The 15,444-nt window shown below is 69.1% G+C and carries 13 protein-coding genes; 9 read left to right on the top strand and 4 right to left on the bottom strand.

What is annotated here, in order from left to right; all coding sequences use genetic code 11:
• Positions 1 to 4: 4 nt before the first annotated feature.
• The gene (locus PHP91_RS03195; RefSeq protein WP_300136751.1) at positions 5 to 547 is read right to left on the bottom strand and encodes a hypothetical protein; all 543 of its coding nucleotides are present in this window, start codon (positions 545 to 547) and stop codon (positions 5 to 7) included.
• 107 nt (positions 548 to 654) lie between these two features.
• Here PHP91_RS03195 and PHP91_RS03200 point away from each other — a divergent pair, with 107 nt between their 5' ends.
• From PHP91_RS03200 to PHP91_RS03240, 9 genes are all read left to right on the top strand, one after another.
• On the top strand, positions 655 to 1,902 hold the full coding sequence (locus PHP91_RS03200; protein ID WP_300136754.1) for an ABC transporter substrate-binding protein: 1,248 nt from the start codon (positions 655 to 657) through the stop codon (positions 1,900 to 1,902).
• A complete protein-coding gene (locus PHP91_RS03205; protein WP_300136757.1) occupies positions 1,899 to 4,478 on the top strand; it encodes an EAL domain-containing protein in 2,580 nt (859 codons plus the stop codon). Before PHP91_RS03200 ends, PHP91_RS03205 begins: the two co-directional genes overlap by 4 nt.
• Before the next feature lie 26 nt (positions 4,479 to 4,504).
• A complete protein-coding gene (nhaA, locus tag PHP91_RS03210; protein WP_300136760.1) occupies positions 4,505 to 5,839 on the top strand; it encodes a Na+/H+ antiporter NhaA in 1,335 nt (444 codons plus the stop codon).
• Between the two features lie 82 nt (positions 5,840 to 5,921).
• A complete protein-coding gene (locus tag PHP91_RS03215) occupies positions 5,922 to 6,662 on the top strand; it encodes a tetratricopeptide repeat protein (RefSeq protein WP_300136763.1) in 741 nt (246 codons plus the stop codon).
• Between the two features lie 21 nt (positions 6,663 to 6,683).
• Entirely contained in the window at positions 6,684 to 8,087 is a 1,404-nt protein-coding gene (locus PHP91_RS03220; protein ID WP_300136766.1) for a cobyrinate a,c-diamide synthase, read from the top strand.
• A gap of 3 nt (positions 8,088 to 8,090) precedes the next feature.
• On the top strand, positions 8,091 to 9,362 hold the full coding sequence (locus PHP91_RS03225) for an MFS transporter (RefSeq protein ID WP_300136769.1): 1,272 nt from the start codon (positions 8,091 to 8,093) through the stop codon (positions 9,360 to 9,362).
• Positions 9,363 to 9,365: 3 nt separating this feature from the next.
• Positions 9,366 to 9,923, top strand: coding sequence for an AmmeMemoRadiSam system protein A (amrA, locus tag PHP91_RS03230; protein WP_300136772.1), 558 nt, complete (start codon positions 9,366 to 9,368; stop codon positions 9,921 to 9,923).
• 151 nt (positions 9,924 to 10,074) lie between these two features.
• The gene (locus PHP91_RS03235) at positions 10,075 to 11,283 is read left to right on the top strand and encodes an HD-GYP domain-containing protein (protein WP_300136775.1); all 1,209 of its coding nucleotides are present in this window, start codon (positions 10,075 to 10,077) and stop codon (positions 11,281 to 11,283) included.
• Between the two features lie 8 nt (positions 11,284 to 11,291).
• Entirely contained in the window at positions 11,292 to 11,753 is a 462-nt protein-coding gene (locus PHP91_RS03240; protein WP_300136778.1) for a hypothetical protein, read from the top strand.
• Here the strand turns inward: PHP91_RS03240 and PHP91_RS03245 are convergent.
• The 3 genes from PHP91_RS03245 to PHP91_RS03255 form a co-directional block, all read right to left on the bottom strand.
• Complete coding sequence (locus PHP91_RS03245) at positions 11,750 to 12,016, bottom strand: cysteine-rich small domain-containing protein (protein ID WP_300136781.1); 267 nt, start codon at positions 12,014 to 12,016, stop codon at positions 11,750 to 11,752. The genes PHP91_RS03240 and PHP91_RS03245 overlap by 4 nt on opposite strands.
• Before the next feature lie 95 nt (positions 12,017 to 12,111).
• A complete protein-coding gene (locus PHP91_RS03250) occupies positions 12,112 to 14,028 on the bottom strand; it encodes a FapA family protein (RefSeq protein WP_300136783.1) in 1,917 nt (638 codons plus the stop codon).
• Positions 14,029 to 14,144: 116 nt separating this feature from the next.
• The gene (locus PHP91_RS03255) at positions 14,145 to 15,398 is read right to left on the bottom strand and encodes a BPL-N domain-containing protein (RefSeq protein ID WP_300136785.1); all 1,254 of its coding nucleotides are present in this window, start codon (positions 15,396 to 15,398) and stop codon (positions 14,145 to 14,147) included.
• Positions 15,399 to 15,444 lie beyond the last annotated feature (46 nt).

A 15,444-nucleotide genomic window follows, 5' to 3' on the forward strand; every position in this document is an offset into this window, starting at 1 on the left:
CGGCCTAGGGATCGAGGACGATGAGCGGAATGCGGTTGGCGAAGGTGCCCCATCCCTTTGGGGCGGACCGCCAGCCGAGGAGGGAAAGGGTGCGGGTGGCGTCGGGGCTGCCGGGGCGGCGCAGGACGAGCCAGGCGGTTTCGAAGGCGGGGCGGCCGGAGCGGTCGAGCCCCATGCGGATGGCGTGGGCCGCGCCGAGGCGGCCCCTGGCCCGGACGAGAATGGCCCCGCCCGCGTCCGAAAGCCCCACGGCCGGGCCCACGGCGCCGGTGAAGATCCCGTCCTTGCCCAGGCGGCCGTGCTCCAGGCCCTCGCGCTCGAAGAGGGCGTCGCGCGCCGGGCCGTCGGATGGCGGCGGAGCCAGGAGCAGGGCTATCTCCACGCCGGGGATCGGGACGCCCCCGGCGTCGACCACGCGGCCCACGGCCTGGTAGCGGACCGTCTCCCACTCGTTGACGCGCAGAAGCAGGAATATCACGGCCCCGCCCAGGGCGAGGGTCAGGGCCCCGAGGGCCAGGCGGTGTCGGCGGGCTGCGGATCGGCTCATGCTTCGGCTATAGCACCCTGGGCGCGGGCCGGTCCAGTGCGGGAAATCATGGTGTGAAACCGCAGGAGAGGTTGCACTTTTTATTGACCGATGGCATTGATTTGATCGTGTCCAAAATCAGGCAGCTACTCTTTTCCTGCGCCCTTTGTGCGGCCCTGGTCGGTCTTTCGGCGTATCCCGCGCAATGCGAAAAGCCCGCGAAGGAGCTGGTGTTCGGCATGTCCGCGGCCTTCACGGGGGCCACGGGCGAGCTGGGCATCGAGTTTTATCGCGGCTTCATGGCCTACATCGACCAGTTCAACGCCCAGGGCGGCGCGGGCGGCTGGACCATCCGCGTGGAGCCCGCCAACGACGGGTACAACCTGATTCCCTGTTTCCGCAACACGCTCAAGTTCATCGAGGACGACGAGGTCTTCGCCCTGTTCTCCTACGTGGGCACGCCGACCACCACGCACATCCTGCCGCTCCTCCAGAAATACGAGGACCGGCACGTCTACCTGCTCTTTCCCTTCACCGGGGCCATGCCGCTGAGGGCCGCGCCCTTCGGCCGCTACGTCTACAACCTGCGAGCCTCGTATTTCCAGGAGACGGCCGGGCTGGTGGACCACCTTGTCGGAATCGGGCGGAGCCGCATAGCGGTCTTCTACCAGAGCGACGCCTACGGCCGGACGGGCTGGGACGGCGTGCGCCGGGCCCTGAGGCGCCACGGGCTGCCCCTCGTCTCCGAAGCGGCCTATCAACGGGGCGCGAGCTTCGACCAGGACTTCGGCCGCGAGGTAAAGCACATCATGGCGGCCGAGCCCGACGCCGTCATCGTGGTGGGCACCTACGCCTCCCAGGCGGCCTTCGTCCGCAACCTGCGTGACGCCGGGTACGCCATCCCCGTTGCCGGCCTCTCCTTTGCCGACAGCGACAAGATGCTGGAGCTGCTCATGCGGGCCGAGCGGGAGACCGGGCGCGGCTATACCTCCGGGCTGATCAATTCCCAGGTGGTCCCGAGCTACGAGGACACTTCGCTGCCCGGCGTGCGCCGCTACCGGGAGCTCATGGACGCCTACGCCGGCATCCCGGACCTCTCGGAACAGGGATACAAGCCGCGCCGGTTCAGTTTCGTCAGCTTCGAGGGCTTTCTGAACGGCGTGCTGCTGGGCGAGATGGTCCGGCGCATGGCCGACAACCCGACGCGCGAGCGCATCCCCGAGGTCCTGGAGTCCATCCGCGACTTCGACCTGGGCATCGGGGTCAACGTGACCTTCGGGCCGGGCGACCACCAGGGGCTCGACGTGGTCTACTACACCACCGTGGTGGAAGGCCGGTTCCAGCCCTTGGCCGACTGGGAGGGGTTGCGCCCGTGAAGGCTCCCAGACTCTTTCTCAAGCCGATGCTCTTCATGGTCATCATCTTCGGCGTCATCTCCGTGGTCTCGTCCGCCACCTTCGGCAACCGCCTCAAGCAGGAGATGACCCGGGAGTACGAGTCCAAGGCCCTGGCCCTGGCCCGCAGCGTGGCCGAGTCGGACATCGTGACCATCCTGGACCAGGAGGCGGGCAGCGTCCAGGCGCGCATCAACCAGTACCAGGCCATCGCCGGGGTCTCCTACGTGGCCGTGGCCGACGAGGACGGGCAGATCATCGCCCACACCTTCATCCCCGACGTGCCCCCCGAGGTGCGCGAGCTCATCCGCGAGACGGCCGGGACCCTGCTCGGCGACGAGCACCTGCTGCGCGACGTCCAGTTCGGCGGCGGCGAGTACCTGCACGTGGCCCAGCCCATCCTGACCGGCCTGGCCGGGTATGTGCACATCGGCATGGATTCCAGCATCATCGCCCGCCACATCCGCGACGCCGTGGTGGAGCAGCAGGTGCTGATGGCCTTCCTGTTCGGCGGCAGTCTGGTCATCGCCTTCGTCTTCATCCTGAGCATCTCCAAACCCCTCTCCCTGCTTTCGGAGTATGCCCGGCGCGTGGCCAGCAACGATTTTTCCGGCGACGCGCCGGAGATCGACTCCAGGGACGAGGTCGGCGAGCTGGCCGGGGCCATGCGGACCATGGCCCGGCACATCGGCGAGCTGGTGAGCGGGCTGGAGGAGCGCGTTCGCCAAAAGACCAAGGAATTGCAGGAGGCGCGCGACGTACTCAAGCAGAAGGTGGAGGAGCGCACCGGCGAGCTGCTCAGGACCAACACCCAGCTCAAGATCGAGATCGCCGAGCGCCAGGTCATCGGCGAGGCGCTGCGCAAGGCGGAGCGGAAGTACCGCGCCATCTTCGAAAACGCGGTGGAGGGCATCTACCAGTCCTCGCCCGGCGGCCGCTTCCTGAGCGCCAACCCCGCCCTGGCCCGCATCCTGGGCTACAAGTCGCCCGACGAACTGATGAACGGGGTCTACGACAGCGGCACCCAGCTCTACGTGGACCGGGGCCGACGCAAGGAGTACCTGCGGCTCATCAAGGAAAAGGGCGAACTCAAGAATTTCGTCTCCAAGGTCCGCCGCCGCGACGGCCGGATCATCTGGGTCTCGGAGAACGCCCGGGCCATCCGGGACAAGGACGGGACCATCCTCTACCACGAGGGGTCCATCGAGGACATCACCCTGCGCAAGAAGGCCGAGGACCAGCTCAAGCGCCAGGCCTTCCACGACCCGCTGACCGGGCTGCCCAACCGGGCCCTGTTCCTGGACCACCTCCGCCTGGCCATGGAGCGCGGCAGACGCCGCAAGCACCTCTACGCGGTCATCTACATGGACCTGGACCGGTTCAAGGTCATCAACGACTCCCTGGGCCACGAGACGGGCGACGAGTTGTTGCGCGGCGTGGCCCGCGTCCTGGAGTCCTGCGGCCGGTCCGTGGACACCCTGGCCCGGTTCGGCGGCGACGAGTTCGCCATCCTCCTGGAGGAAATCTCCGCCCCGCGCGACGCCATCACCATCGCCCGGCGCATCCTGGACGGCGTGCGCCAGCCCTTTGTCATCGGCGGCAACGAGGTCTTCACCTCCGCCTCCATGGGCATCGTGCTCAAGACCGAGGGCTACGACCGGCCCGAGGCCCTGCTGCGGGACGCGGACACGGCCATGTACCGCGCCAAGGAGCTGGGCAAGTCCCGATTCAAGGTCTTCAACCGGAAGATGCACGATCAGGCCCTCAAGCTCATGGCCCTGGAGACGGACCTGCGGCGCGCCGTGGACCTGCGCGAGTTCGAGGTGGCCTACCAGCCCATCGTCTGCCTGGAGACGCGGCTGATCTGCGGGTTCGAGGCCCTGGTCCGCTGGCGGCACGCCGAGCACGGGATCATCATGCCCGGCGACTTCATCTCGCTGGCCGAGGATACCGGGCTGATCCACGCCATCGACAACATGGTCCTGGCCGACGCCTGCGCCCAGGTCCGCCAGTGGCAGGACTGCTACTGCGCCCACTTCAGCGACTCGCTGACCCTCAACGTCAACATCTCGGGCAAGCACCTGGGCCAGCCCATGCTTCTCAACCAGGTCTCGCGCGTGCTGGAGGAGTCCGGCCTGCCCGCCGGGAGCCTGAACATCGAGATCACCGAGTCCGCGCTCATGGACAACCCGGCCATGGCCGAGGAGGTGCTCCGCCAGTTCAAGGGGTTGGGCATTCAGGTCTGCATCGACGACTTCGGCACCGGCTATTCGTCCTTGTCCTACCTCCAGCGCTTCCCCATCGACGTGGTCAAGGTGGACCGCTCCTTCATCACTGGCGTGGAGCGCGACCAGGACAGCCAGGCCATCGTGCGCACCGTCTTTTCCCTGGGTTCGTCCCTGGGACTCAAGGTGGTCGCCGAGGGCGTGGAGACCCCGGCCCAGCTCGCCTTTTTGGAAAAGGAGGGGTGCCGGTACGTCCAAGGCTACCTGTTCTACCGTCCGCTGTCCGCCGCCGAGGTGGACGACATGCTCTTTTGCGGAAAAGCCGGTTCCTGACCGGGCCGTGAACCAGGGAGGAAATCATGCCGAAGCTTATCAAATGCGGCCTCGACCCCATCGACCGGGTCCTGATGCCCTTCACCCGTTTTTTCAAGACCCAGTCGAGCGGCGGCGTCCTCCTCATCGGCTGCGCGGTCCTGGCGCTCCTGTGGGCCAATTCGCCCTGGGCCGGGAGCTACGAGAGGCTCTGGACCACCCCGTTCACCGTGGGCTACGGCCCGGCCATGCTGCAAAAGCCGCTGCTGCTGTGGGTCAATGACGGGCTGATGGCCCTGTTCTTCTTCGTGGTCGGCCTGGAGATCAAGCGCGAGTTCATGGTGGGCGAGCTCTCCACCGTGAGCCAGGCTCTGCTGCCCATCGTGGCGGCTGCGGGCGGCATGGTCGCGCCCGCCGCCATCTATGCCCTTATCAACGGCTCCGGGCCCGGCGGCCAGGGCTGGGGCGTGCCCATGGCCACGGACATCGCCTTCGCCCTGGGCATCCTGGCCCTGCTGGGCGACCGCGTGCCCGTGCAGCTCAAGGTCTTTCTCACGGCCGTGGCCATCGTGGACGACATCGGCGCGGTGCTGGTCATCGCCCTGTTCTACACCTCATCCATCTCCACGTGGCTGCTGCTGGCGGCCGCCGCGGGGCTGGCCGTGGCCTTCGCCGGCAACCGCATGGGCGTGCGCACCCCGGTCTTCTACGCCGTGGTGGGGGCCGTGGTCTGGGTCCTGGTCCTCAAGAGCGGGGTCCATTCCACCGTGGCGGGCGTGCTCATGGCCTTCGCCATCCCGGCCCGGACCCGGTGCGAGCCCGAGGGGTTCATCACCGGGGCGGGCAGGCTGCTGGACGAGTACCGCTCCGCCCTGGAGCCGGGGAGCTCGGTCCTGACCAACGCGGGCATCCATTCGGCGCTCCTGTCCATCGACGACCTGGCCACCCGGGCCCAGACGCCCCTGCAACGGCTGGAGCACTCCCTGCACCCGGTGGTGGAGTACGCCATCATGCCCGTTTTCGCCCTGGCCAACGCGGGCGTGGTCCTGGGCGGCGGCGCGGGACCGGTCCTGGCCAACCCCGTGAGCCTGGGCGTGGTGGCCGGGCTGGTGCTCGGCAAGCCGCTGGGAGTGGTCCTGGCGGTGTGGGGCGTGGCCGCGCTTTCGGGCGGGCTGCCCGCCGGGCTGCGCATGCGCCATTTCGCGGGCGTGGGGATGCTCGCGGGCATCGGCTTCACCATGTCCCTGTTCATCGCGGCCCTGGCCTTCGAGGGGGACCCGGCGCTGCTGGCCGGGGCCAAGATCGGCGTGCTCGGCGCCTCCTGCCTGGCGGGCGCGGCCGGATACCTGCTGCTGCGCGGGCTCCCGGCCGTGAAGGCGTGACGCGGGGCTTCTCATCCCGGCGCAAGCCGTGTAGTATCGGCCGAGCAACGTTCAACCGCATACTGGCGCGACAGGTGGCCACATGACGACGAGCAACTCCGAAGGACGTATCGAGGGCGTCTTCGCCGTGGAAAAGAGCGGCAAGATCGGCGCGGGCACCACGGCCCGGCGCGTCACCCAGACCGCGCACTACTACTGTCGCGAGCGCGACGGCGGCCAGGTAGACGTCCAGCTCCTCAATCAGAAGAACGTGCCCTTCGGGCCGGTGGAGCAGGTCTCCAAGGACGACCTGCTGGAAAATTACCTGCCCATGCCCCAGCTCTACAAGGAGGTCATGGGGAACCTGCGCGAGATCCAGAAGTCCGTGGCGCGCGGCGAGAAGTTCCGCAAGCGGGGCGAGACCTTCACCGCCGAGTTCGAGTTCAACAAGGCGCTGGACCTGGACGTGGAGAACGTGCGCGCCAACTTCGGCGTGGGGCTGTGCCTGCTCGCCAGGGACGAAACCGACCGGGCCCAGGAGGTCTTCGAGCGCATCGTCCGCCTGGACTCGGCCTTTCAGGAGGAGCACAAGCACCTCTTCAACGAGTACGGCATCGAGTTGCGCAAGAAAAAGCTGCTGGACCAGGCCGCCGAATACTACGGCCGAGCCCTGGAGCTGACCCGCGACGACGAGAACCTCTGGTACAACCTGGCCCGCGCCCGGTTCGAGCAGGAGGATTTCGCCGGGGCGGCCGACGCCGTGACCCACTGCCTCCAGCTCAATCCGAGCCACGAGCACGGCCGGAAGATGCTCAACTATCTCAACAAGAAGGGCCTTATCTGATCCGCCGGATCGGGGGGAGCCATGAGCGCGATCAAGGCATGGGTGGTGGCCGGGACGCATAGCGGCTGCGGCAAGACCTCGGTCTCCCTGGGCCTCATGGCCGCGCTGGCCCGGCGCGGGCTGGCGGTCCAGCCCTACAAGTGCGGCCCGGACTTCATCGATCCCGGACATCACGCCCTGGCCTGCGCGCGCGGCGGGCGGCCCGTGCCCAGCCACAACCTGGACGGCTGGATGCTCGACGCGCCGACCAACGCGGACATTTTCAACCGCTACGCGGCCAACTGCGACGTGGCCGTGGTCGAGGGGGTCATGGGCCTCTTCGACGGATTTTCGCCCACGGGCGACGCCGGGTCCACCAGCCAGTTGGCCAAGACCCTGGGGCTGCCGGTCATCCTGGTGGTGGACGCCCGGTCCATGGCCCGCTCCGCCGCCGCCCTGGTGGCCGGATACGCCGGGTTCGACCCGGGCCTGCACATCGCGGGCGTCATCCTCAACCGGGTCGGGAGCGACAGCCACGCCGAGCTGCTCCGCGAGGCCATGGCCCTGGTGCCCGGCGTGCCGGTCTTTGGCTGCCTGCGGCGCGACGAATCCCTGGCCGCGCCCTCGCGCCACCTCGGCCTGGTCACGGCCGGGGAGGACGGCCCGGACTCGGACCGCTACCGGCGCCTGGCCGACTGGGTGGAGGCGGGCATCGACCTGGACGGGCTGCTCGCGGCCCTGCCGGACGTGGAGGCCGTGCCTCCCTTCGAGCCCGTGCCCGAGATCGCCAGCGTCTCCATCGGCCTGGCCCGCGACGCGGCCTTCAGCTTCTACTACGAGGAAAACCTGCGCCTGCTGCGCGCGGCCGGGGCGCGGCTGGTCGAGTTCTCGCCCATCGATGACCCGCACCTGCCCGGCGACCTGGCCGGGCTCTACCTGGGCGGGGGCTATCCCGAGCTCTACGCCTTCGAGCTGGGCCAGAACAACCGGCTCAGGCGCGAAATCCGCGAGTTCTGCGAGTCCGGTCGCCCGGTCTACGCCGAGTGCGGCGGGTTCATGTACCTGATGAACGACATCGTCACCGGGCGCGGCCGCTACGCCATGTCCGGGGTCTTTCCCCTGCGGGCCGAGATGGGCGGGAAGTTCCGCGCCCTGGGCTACCGCGAGGTGACCCTCCGGCGCGAATCTCCCTTGGGCCCGGCCGGGGCGGCGGTGCGCGGCCACGAATTCCACTACTCGTTCATCCAGGGCGAGCCGGGGCCCGGCGGGCCGCCGACGGCCTACGCCGTGTCCGGTCGCAAGGGCGTCATCGACGCGCCCGAGGGATTCCTGGCGGGCAACACGCTCGGCTCCTACATCCACCTCCACTTCGGCAGCAACCCGGCCGCGGCCCGCGCCTTTGTGGCGGCCTGCCGCGCAGCGGCGGACCTGCCGCCGATCCTCTAGCCCATGCCCGCCCGGCCGGAGTCGGAACGCCGCGCCCTTTGGTCCTGGGCCTTCTACGACTGGGCCAACTCCGGCTTCGCCGCCCTGGTCCAGACCTTCGTCTTCGCCGCCTACTTCACCCGCGCCGTGGCCGAGAGCGAGACCCTGGGCACGGCCCAGTGGGGCAACATGATGGGGGCGTGCGGCCTGGTCATCGGCCTGGGCGGCCCGCTGCTCGGGGCCGTGGCCGACCGCTCGGGTCGCCGCAAGCCGTGGCTTGCGGCCTTCACCGCCCTGTGCGTGGCGGCCACCGGGCTGCTCTGGTTCGTCCGGCCGGAGCCGTCCTTCGTCCCCCTGGCCCTGCTCCTGGCCGGGGCGGGCACCGTGGGCGCGGAGTACGCCAACATCTTCTACAACGCCATGCTCCCGGACCTTGCGCCGCCCGCCGCCGTGGGGCGCTGGTCGGGCTGGGGCTGGGGGCTGGGGTACGCGGGCGGGCTGGTCCTGCTGGTCCTGGCCCTGTACGGGTTCGTGGGGCAGGGGGCGTGGTTCGGCCTCCCGCGCGAGGCTGCGGTGAACGTGCGCGCGGTCATGCCGCTCACCGCCCTGTGGTACCTGGTCTTTTGCCTGCCGCTCTTTTGCTGGACCCCGGACGGGGCAGGGGAGCGCGTCCCGCTCGGCCAGGCCGTGGGCCAGGGGCTGGCCCAGATCCGCAGCTCCCTGCGGGAGGCGCGGCGCTACCGCGAGATCGGCCTCTTCCTGCTGGCCCGCATGTTCTACAACGACGGGCTGACCACCATGTTCGCCTTCGGCGGCATCTACGCGGCCGGGACCTTCGGCATGTCGCCGAGCGAGGTCATCATCTTCGGCATCGGCCTGAACGTCACGGCCGGGCTGGGCGCGGCGGCCTTCGCCTGGATGGACGACGGGATCGGGCCGCGCCGGACCATCCTCTGGGCCCTGGCCGGGCTCATCGTGCCGGGCTCGCTCATCCTGCTGGTCTCGTCCAAGACGCTGTTCTGGATTTTCGGGCTGGCGCTCGGTATATTCGTGGGGCCGGTCCAGGCGTCGAGCCGCTCCTACCTGGCGCGGGTCGCCCCGGACGAGGCGCGCGGCGAGCTCTTCGGGCTCTTCGCCCTTTCCGGGAAGCTGACCTCGTTCGCGGGGCCGCTCCTGGTGGGCTGGCTGACCCTGGCCACGGGCAGCCAGCGCGCGGGCATGGCCTCGGTCATCGCCCTGTTCGTCATCGGGTTCGCGGGCATGTTGCTCGCGCCGGCGGCCCGGCCAAAGGAGTGAGCCATGGAGACCTTCCGTTTCGACCTGACCGTCGAGGAAAAGACCTTTCTCAAGGACCTGGTGGTCCAGTCCGTCGCGTCCGGCCTGCGCCTGCCCGACGCCCCGGCCCGCCCGGCCGACCCGCCCACGGAAAAGCTGCGCGAGCCCCTGGGGGCCTTCGTGACCCTCAAGCTCGAGGGGCGGCTGCGCGGCTGCATCGGCATGATCCAGGGATCGGGAGAGCTCTGCCGGACCGTCTGGAAGATGGCCCGGAGCGCGGCCTTCGAGGACCCGCGCTTTCCGCCCGTTTCGGCGGGGGAGTTCGAGCGGCTGGAGTACGAGATATCCATCCTGAGCCCCATCGAGCCCTGCCCGGACCCGAAGCTGGTGGAGGTGGGCCGCCACGGGCTGATCATGATGCGTTCCGGCCGGTCCGGCCTGCTCCTGCCCCAGGTGCCGGTGGAGTGGGACTGGGACCGCGAGACCTTTCTCGGGCAGACCTGCCTCAAGGCCGGGCTGGACCGGAACGCTTGGCGCGATCCGTCCACCACGATCCTCTGGTTCGAGGCGGTGGTTTTTTAACAGGTTGGCCCGTTTTTTCAGGTGTAATCACGCGCGGTTGTTTCTGATCGGGCGAGACCGGGACCTCCGCCTCGACAGGAGACGTTCCATGGAGTATGCTCTATAATCCAGGCGAATCGCAACGCGGGGGCTGCACCACGGCATGCGCGGAATGATCAGGAAGGTGTCCGTAGAGGACCTTGAGCCCGGGATGGAGGTCGTCCAGCTCTCCAGCGAGCTGTGGGAGCACATGCCCAATCTCTACACGCGCCCCGGGCCCATCGAGTCCCGCGAGCAGGTCGAGGTCCTGCTCCGGGAGGGGTTCAGCCATGCCTTCGTCCGCCTGGACGCCGGGGACGACCGCTCCGCCGAGGACCGGCTGGACCGGCTGGTGGCCGAGCGGACCTTCTCCCCGCCCATCCGTCCGAGGGTGGCCTTCGAGAAGGAGATCCAGGTGGCGGCCATGGCCTACGAGAACGCCATGGTCCACGCCCGCCGGATCATCACCGACGTCAAGATGGGCCGCAAGGTGGACTACGAGGCCTCGCTGGAGACCGTGGGCGACATCGTGGAAAGCGCCGTGCGCAATCCGGACACCCTGGTCTGCCTCTCCAAGCTCTCGACCTACGACGAATACACCTACGCCCATTGCATCAACGTGGCCACCATCTCCGTGGTCTTCGGCGAGTACCTGGGCATGGGCAACGACGAGCTGATAAACCTGGGCGTGGCAGGCATGATGCACGACCTGGGCAAGACGGCGGTCCCGTCCCGGATCATCAACAAGCGGGCCCGCCTGACCGATCAGGAGTTCGACGAGGTCAAGCGCCACCCGGAATACGGGTGCCGCATCCTGGAGAAGAACGGCGACGTGCCCGAGGAGGTCCTGGAGGCCGTCCGGCACCACCATGAGAAGTACAACGGCGCGGGCTATCCCGAGCACCGCGTCAAGCGCGACATCTCGCCCCTGGCCCGGATCATCAGCCTGGCCGACGTCTACGACGCCCTGACCAGCGACCGATCCTACAAGGACGCCATCCTGCCCAACAAGGCCCTGGCCATCATGTACGGCATGCGCGAGCAGGACTTCGACCCCATGGAGGTCCAGCTCTTCATCAAGTGCCTGGGCATCTTCCCGGCAGGCAGCCTGGTCAAGCTGAACAACGGGGCCTACGGCGTGGTCTACGAGTCCAACCCGGCCCTGCCGCTCCTGCCCAAGATCAAGATCATCCTGGACGAGGATCTGCACCCGATCCCCTCGGAACTGGTGGACCTTGCGGCCGAGCAGGCCCTGGGCCACGCCAACCTGGAAATCCTCGAATGCGCCGACCCGTCGGCCTACAAGATCAATCTCAAGCCGTATCTCACACGCAAAAGGTAATCCATTTCATGTTCGACACCGAAGTATGGGTCGGTCTGTTTGCACTGACGGCCCTGCTCTATATGGTCAAGTGGTGGCAAGGGAGCCGCAAGGTCAAGGTCTATCGCATCAGTCCCCAGTCCCTGGAGCGGTCCAAGGAGGTCATGCTCAAGGTCCTGCCCCTGGTGGAGGACGAAAAGGAGTCCGTCCTGGACGCAGGCCGGCTTCCCTATCCCAAGGATACCGTCAAGAGCGCGGCCAAGATCCTGGCCTATTACTACTGGAAGGAAAACCGGCCCGAGGAGCTGGCCAGGGTCAAGCAATGCTTCATATCCCTCGCCCGCTTCCAGCCCAGGGGCGAGGACGAGGAGCTGATCGAGCGCCGGGCCCAGCGCGAGAAGAAGCGGCTGGTCCGCGAGCTGGACTACTACCTGACCCACTACCCCTTCAAGGCGCGCAAGCGGACCATCCCGGCCAAGAAGCAGGGCTAGTCGCCCGCTTCGCCGCGCAGGCGGGCGAACTCCGCCCTCAGCCGTTCCATGATCCGGTCGTAGCCCGCCGGGGTGTGGGGCAGCAGGCAGGGCGTGCAGTCCTTGACCCCGTTGTCCATGAGGTGCGGCGTGCCGCCGCAGTCCTTCAGGAAATAGAGCGGGCAGAAGCAGAACAGGCAATTGAAGTCGTCGGGCCGTTTGGTCTTGTGGCAGGGGAAGTAGCGGCAGTCGCGGTTGTTGAAGAAGCGGTGGCTGTTTTCCATGGCGGCGGGTCGGCGCGGGGCCTTGGCTGGGGTTTTGTCGGGTCGTGTCCGGTCCGGCATACCCCGAAAGCCGCGCGTCCGGCAATGGGCGCGGCTCAGCGGACCACGATGCCCCGGATCTCTTCATCCCAGTATATGGTGGACGCCTCGGTGCGCGACTTGAAGGTGCGGGTGCGCTGGCCGAACTTGACCGTGGCGCCGGGGTAGAGGAAGCGCTTGACCCGGATGCGGACGCCCGACAGCTCGGCCTGGCGCTCCATGCCAAGCCGGTCGAGCTCGCGGCTTACCTCGGCGTATGCCGCAGCCAGCCGCTCCCGGTGGACGAGCAGCTCGGACACGGCCGTGAGCTTGTCCGGCCGGGTCCGGGCCAGAATGGCCTCGGGCGATCCCTTGCCCAGGGCGTCGTCGATCTTGCGCATGGCCTGCTTGAGGGAAATCCGCTCCCGCACCAGGTCCGAATCCTCCTCCCGGACCAGGAAGACGCCCACGGTGGTGGGCACGCCGAGGTCCGAGCCGACCTCGTTGACCTCCATGCCCCTTGCCGCCAGCACCGCGCCGCCCTGGACGATGCCCTGGCCCCTGGTGGCCACGAATTCGCCGCCCGCCCGGATCAGGGAGTTGGTCGCCTCGTTGGCCACCAGGACGTCGCCTTCGGCGTGGATGATCGCGTTGATCGCGTAGCCCGCCGTGACGTCGCCTCCGGCCGTGACCCGGCCGCCTTCGGGCATGAGGATGCCCCCGGCCACCTCGACGTTGCCGCCCGCCGTGACCGTGGCGCTCTCCACAGAGCCGCTCACGAAGATGTGCCCCGGGGCCGTGACCCGGAACCCGGCCAGGATGTTGCCCCGGATCTTGACCGACCCCTCTTCCACGTCCACGTTGCCCGACCCCAGGTCCACATTGCCGTTGATGACCAGGCACTCGGTGACCGAGAGCACGCCGCGCTCCATGACCACCACCCCGGCGGCCCTGGCCTGGAAGGTGGCGCCGTCGTCCAGGCGGGTGACGTTGTCCCCGGCGTGGAGGACCAGCTCCCGCCCGGCGTGCGCGGGGATGGTCTTGCCGTAGAGGTCGATGCCGCCCTCGCCCTGGGTGGGCGGGTGCAGCCGGCCGATGGCCTGGCCGGGCGCGACCATGGGGAACGAGCCCCGGTCGCGGAAGTCCAGGCGGCCGTGCGCGTCCTCGATGCCCGCGGTCTCTCGGGTGGAGACCAGGTATTCCAGCCAGCCGTCGCGGCCCGGCACGGGGTAGCGGCCACGGGTCACCACCTGGTCGGGCAGGACGCCCTCGCGCGCGCCGGCTTCGGCCAGCAGTCTGGCCAGGCGGGCGGCGTCGATGCCGATGGCGACGCCCAGGTCGCGCAGCTCCTTTTCCAGCCGCTCGGGCGTGAGGGGATCGCCCCGGAAGTCGCGGGCGTGCACCGCGCCGGTGACGGTGATGGCGTCCTCGGAAATGTGCGGGATGGGGTCTACGCGCAGCTCGCCGTCGCGCAGCCGGGCCAGCCCCCAGACGCGGGAGACGAAGGCCTCTTCGGCCGCGTCGAAGTCCACGTTCTCGCCGGGCCGGACCTCCACGATCTCGGGCGTGAATTTTCCTTTGGGCTTCAGGACCCGGCCGTCGATGGTCCGGCCGTTTTCGGCGGACCGGGCCTTGCGCAGCCGGGCGAAGCGGTCGCCGGGAAAGACCGGGAAGTCCAGGTTGCCCAGGGCCGTGAGCGAACCGTCGCGCGGTTCCTGGGCGGGTATGCCCCGGACCAGGGTGATGCGCCTGATCTCGCCGTGGCGGCGGATGGCGTCCACCACCTGGCGGGCCGCCTCCTCGTCCACGGGCAGGTCCACCCCTGCCTCGGCCACCTGGCGCACGAGCAGCGCGACCGAGGGCTCCTCGCCGCCCCGGGGCGGGAAGTAGCGGCTCACGCCGAGCTTCATGCCGTCCTCGGAGAGGGAAAAACGGAACCGGGCGTCCTCGGCGCCGGGGGTTGGGCTGTCTGGGGTCGGGGTTTCGTCGGCCATGGCTTCCTGGTGGCGAAAGGGTATGGCGAAACGGACGGCGGGCGGCGCGCCTCCGGTCTCATTCCGCCAGGAGGCGGAATAGCACAGGGGGGGGCCGCAAGGCAACTGACCGGGGGTCAGCCGTCGCGGCCGGGGGAGAGCCGCCAGAACAGCTCCTCGAGCAGGGCGGAGAGGTCGGCGGAGAGCCCGCCCGGCTCGGGCGGCACGCCGAACAGGGCGGCGCGCTGCTCCCTCAGCCCTTGCTGGGACACGGCCTCCGGGTCGGAGTGGAACACGGTCATGGCCAGGCGTTCGGCCAGCAGGTAGCCCGAGAGCCCGCCCGTGAAGAGCTCCATGAGCACCTTGAACCGGTCGCGGTGCCGGTGCCAGAAGGCCACGGCGTCGTCGCCGGGCCGGGCGGCCATGGCCTCGCAGACGAGCGAGTAGAGGGAGTTGATGCCCGCGCCGGGGATGCCGCGCCGCCAGCCCAACAGCCAGGGGTTGCGCCAGAAGAGCAGGAAGTGGCTGGTGCCGGTCTCGATGATCCGCTCCATGGCCGCCCGCGCCTCGGCCAGGACCGGATCGTCCCAGGACACGGGCCGCGCGGCCACGTCCCAGGCGGGCACCGGCCCGCCTTCGAGGGGCTCGTCCAGGGCGCGCTCCAGCAGGTGGAGCAGCCAGCGGTTGGCGTCCGGGGAGGCCGGGGTCTCCAGGTGGGCGTAGCTCAGGATGACGCGGCCCGCGCCGAAGCCGTTCTCGGCCACGCAGGGCTGGCCCCGCATGAAGTCGGGGCTGAGCTGGATGCCGTAGAGGTGCTCCCAGTCCGCGGTGGTTCCCTTGGGCAGGGACGCCAGGTGCAGGTCCGCCACCCAGAAGTCCGGGCCGGGCGCGCCGTAGCTGGCCAGGGTGGTGACGCCGTCCGCCGCCGGGTCGAACCGTCCGGGCCACCACACGGGCAGCATGGCCGTGGCCCCCAGGTCGTCCGGCACCAGGGGATGGCCCGCGGTCAGGGCGACCTCCACGTGGCCGGAGAGGAAATGGTGCAGCCGGTTTTGGTAGCCCTTGCGCGTCCAGGGGGAAAGGCCCAGGCCGGACCGGCCGGTCAGGGCCAGGCCCGCGCCGCCGCAAAATCCCAGGTAGGTCCCGCCCCTGTCCACGAAGTCGCGGATGGCTGCCATGCCCGCCGGGCCCAGCCGGTCCGCCTTGCCCCTGGCCCGGCCGCCGGGCACGATGAGCAGGGCCGGTGGCTCGCCGGACTTGCCTCCGAGCACGCCATCGGCTATCTCTGTGCCACGCACGAGACGATGCGGTATGGCCCACGCCGTCAGGGCGCGGGCGACCAGCAGTCCCCAGAAATGCGATTCGTCCCAATACACGTGGATGCTTGACATACTCGGCTCTCTTGACAAGGGTAGTCCGACGCTATCAAAGGCTTGC

Origin of the sequence: Pseudodesulfovibrio sp., assembly GCF_028692895.1 — a bacterium.
Classification (GTDB): domain Bacteria; phylum Desulfobacterota; class Desulfovibrionia; order Desulfovibrionales; family Desulfovibrionaceae; genus Pseudodesulfovibrio.

Excerpts from the sequence above, each read along its gene's own strand:
- PHP91_RS03255 (WP_300136785.1), bottom strand. The coding sequence starts at position 15,398 with ATGTCAAGCATCCACGTGTATTGGGACGAATCGCATTTCTGGGGACTG.
- PHP91_RS03240 (WP_300136778.1), top strand. The coding sequence starts at position 11,292 with ATGTTCGACACCGAAGTATGGGTCGGTCTGTTTGCACTGACGGCCCTG.
- PHP91_RS03195 (WP_300136751.1), bottom strand. The coding sequence starts at position 547 with ATGAGCCGATCCGCAGCCCGCCGACACCGCCTGGCCCTCGGGGCCCTG.
- PHP91_RS03225 (WP_300136769.1), top strand. The coding sequence starts at position 8,091 with ATGCCCGCCCGGCCGGAGTCGGAACGCCGCGCCCTTTGGTCCTGGGCC.
- PHP91_RS03235 (WP_300136775.1), top strand. The coding sequence starts at position 10,075 with ATGATCAGGAAGGTGTCCGTAGAGGACCTTGAGCCCGGGATGGAGGTC.
- PHP91_RS03215 (WP_300136763.1), top strand. The coding sequence starts at position 5,922 with ATGACGACGAGCAACTCCGAAGGACGTATCGAGGGCGTCTTCGCCGTG.
- PHP91_RS03245 (WP_300136781.1), bottom strand. The coding sequence starts at position 12,016 with ATGGAAAACAGCCACCGCTTCTTCAACAACCGCGACTGCCGCTACTTC.
- amrA (WP_300136772.1), top strand. The coding sequence starts at position 9,366 with ATGGAGACCTTCCGTTTCGACCTGACCGTCGAGGAAAAGACCTTTCTC.
- PHP91_RS03250 (WP_300136783.1), bottom strand. The coding sequence starts at position 14,028 with ATGGCCGACGAAACCCCGACCCCAGACAGCCCAACCCCCGGCGCCGAG.
- nhaA (WP_300136760.1), top strand. The coding sequence starts at position 4,505 with ATGCCGAAGCTTATCAAATGCGGCCTCGACCCCATCGACCGGGTCCTG.
- PHP91_RS03220 (WP_300136766.1), top strand. The coding sequence starts at position 6,684 with ATGAGCGCGATCAAGGCATGGGTGGTGGCCGGGACGCATAGCGGCTGC.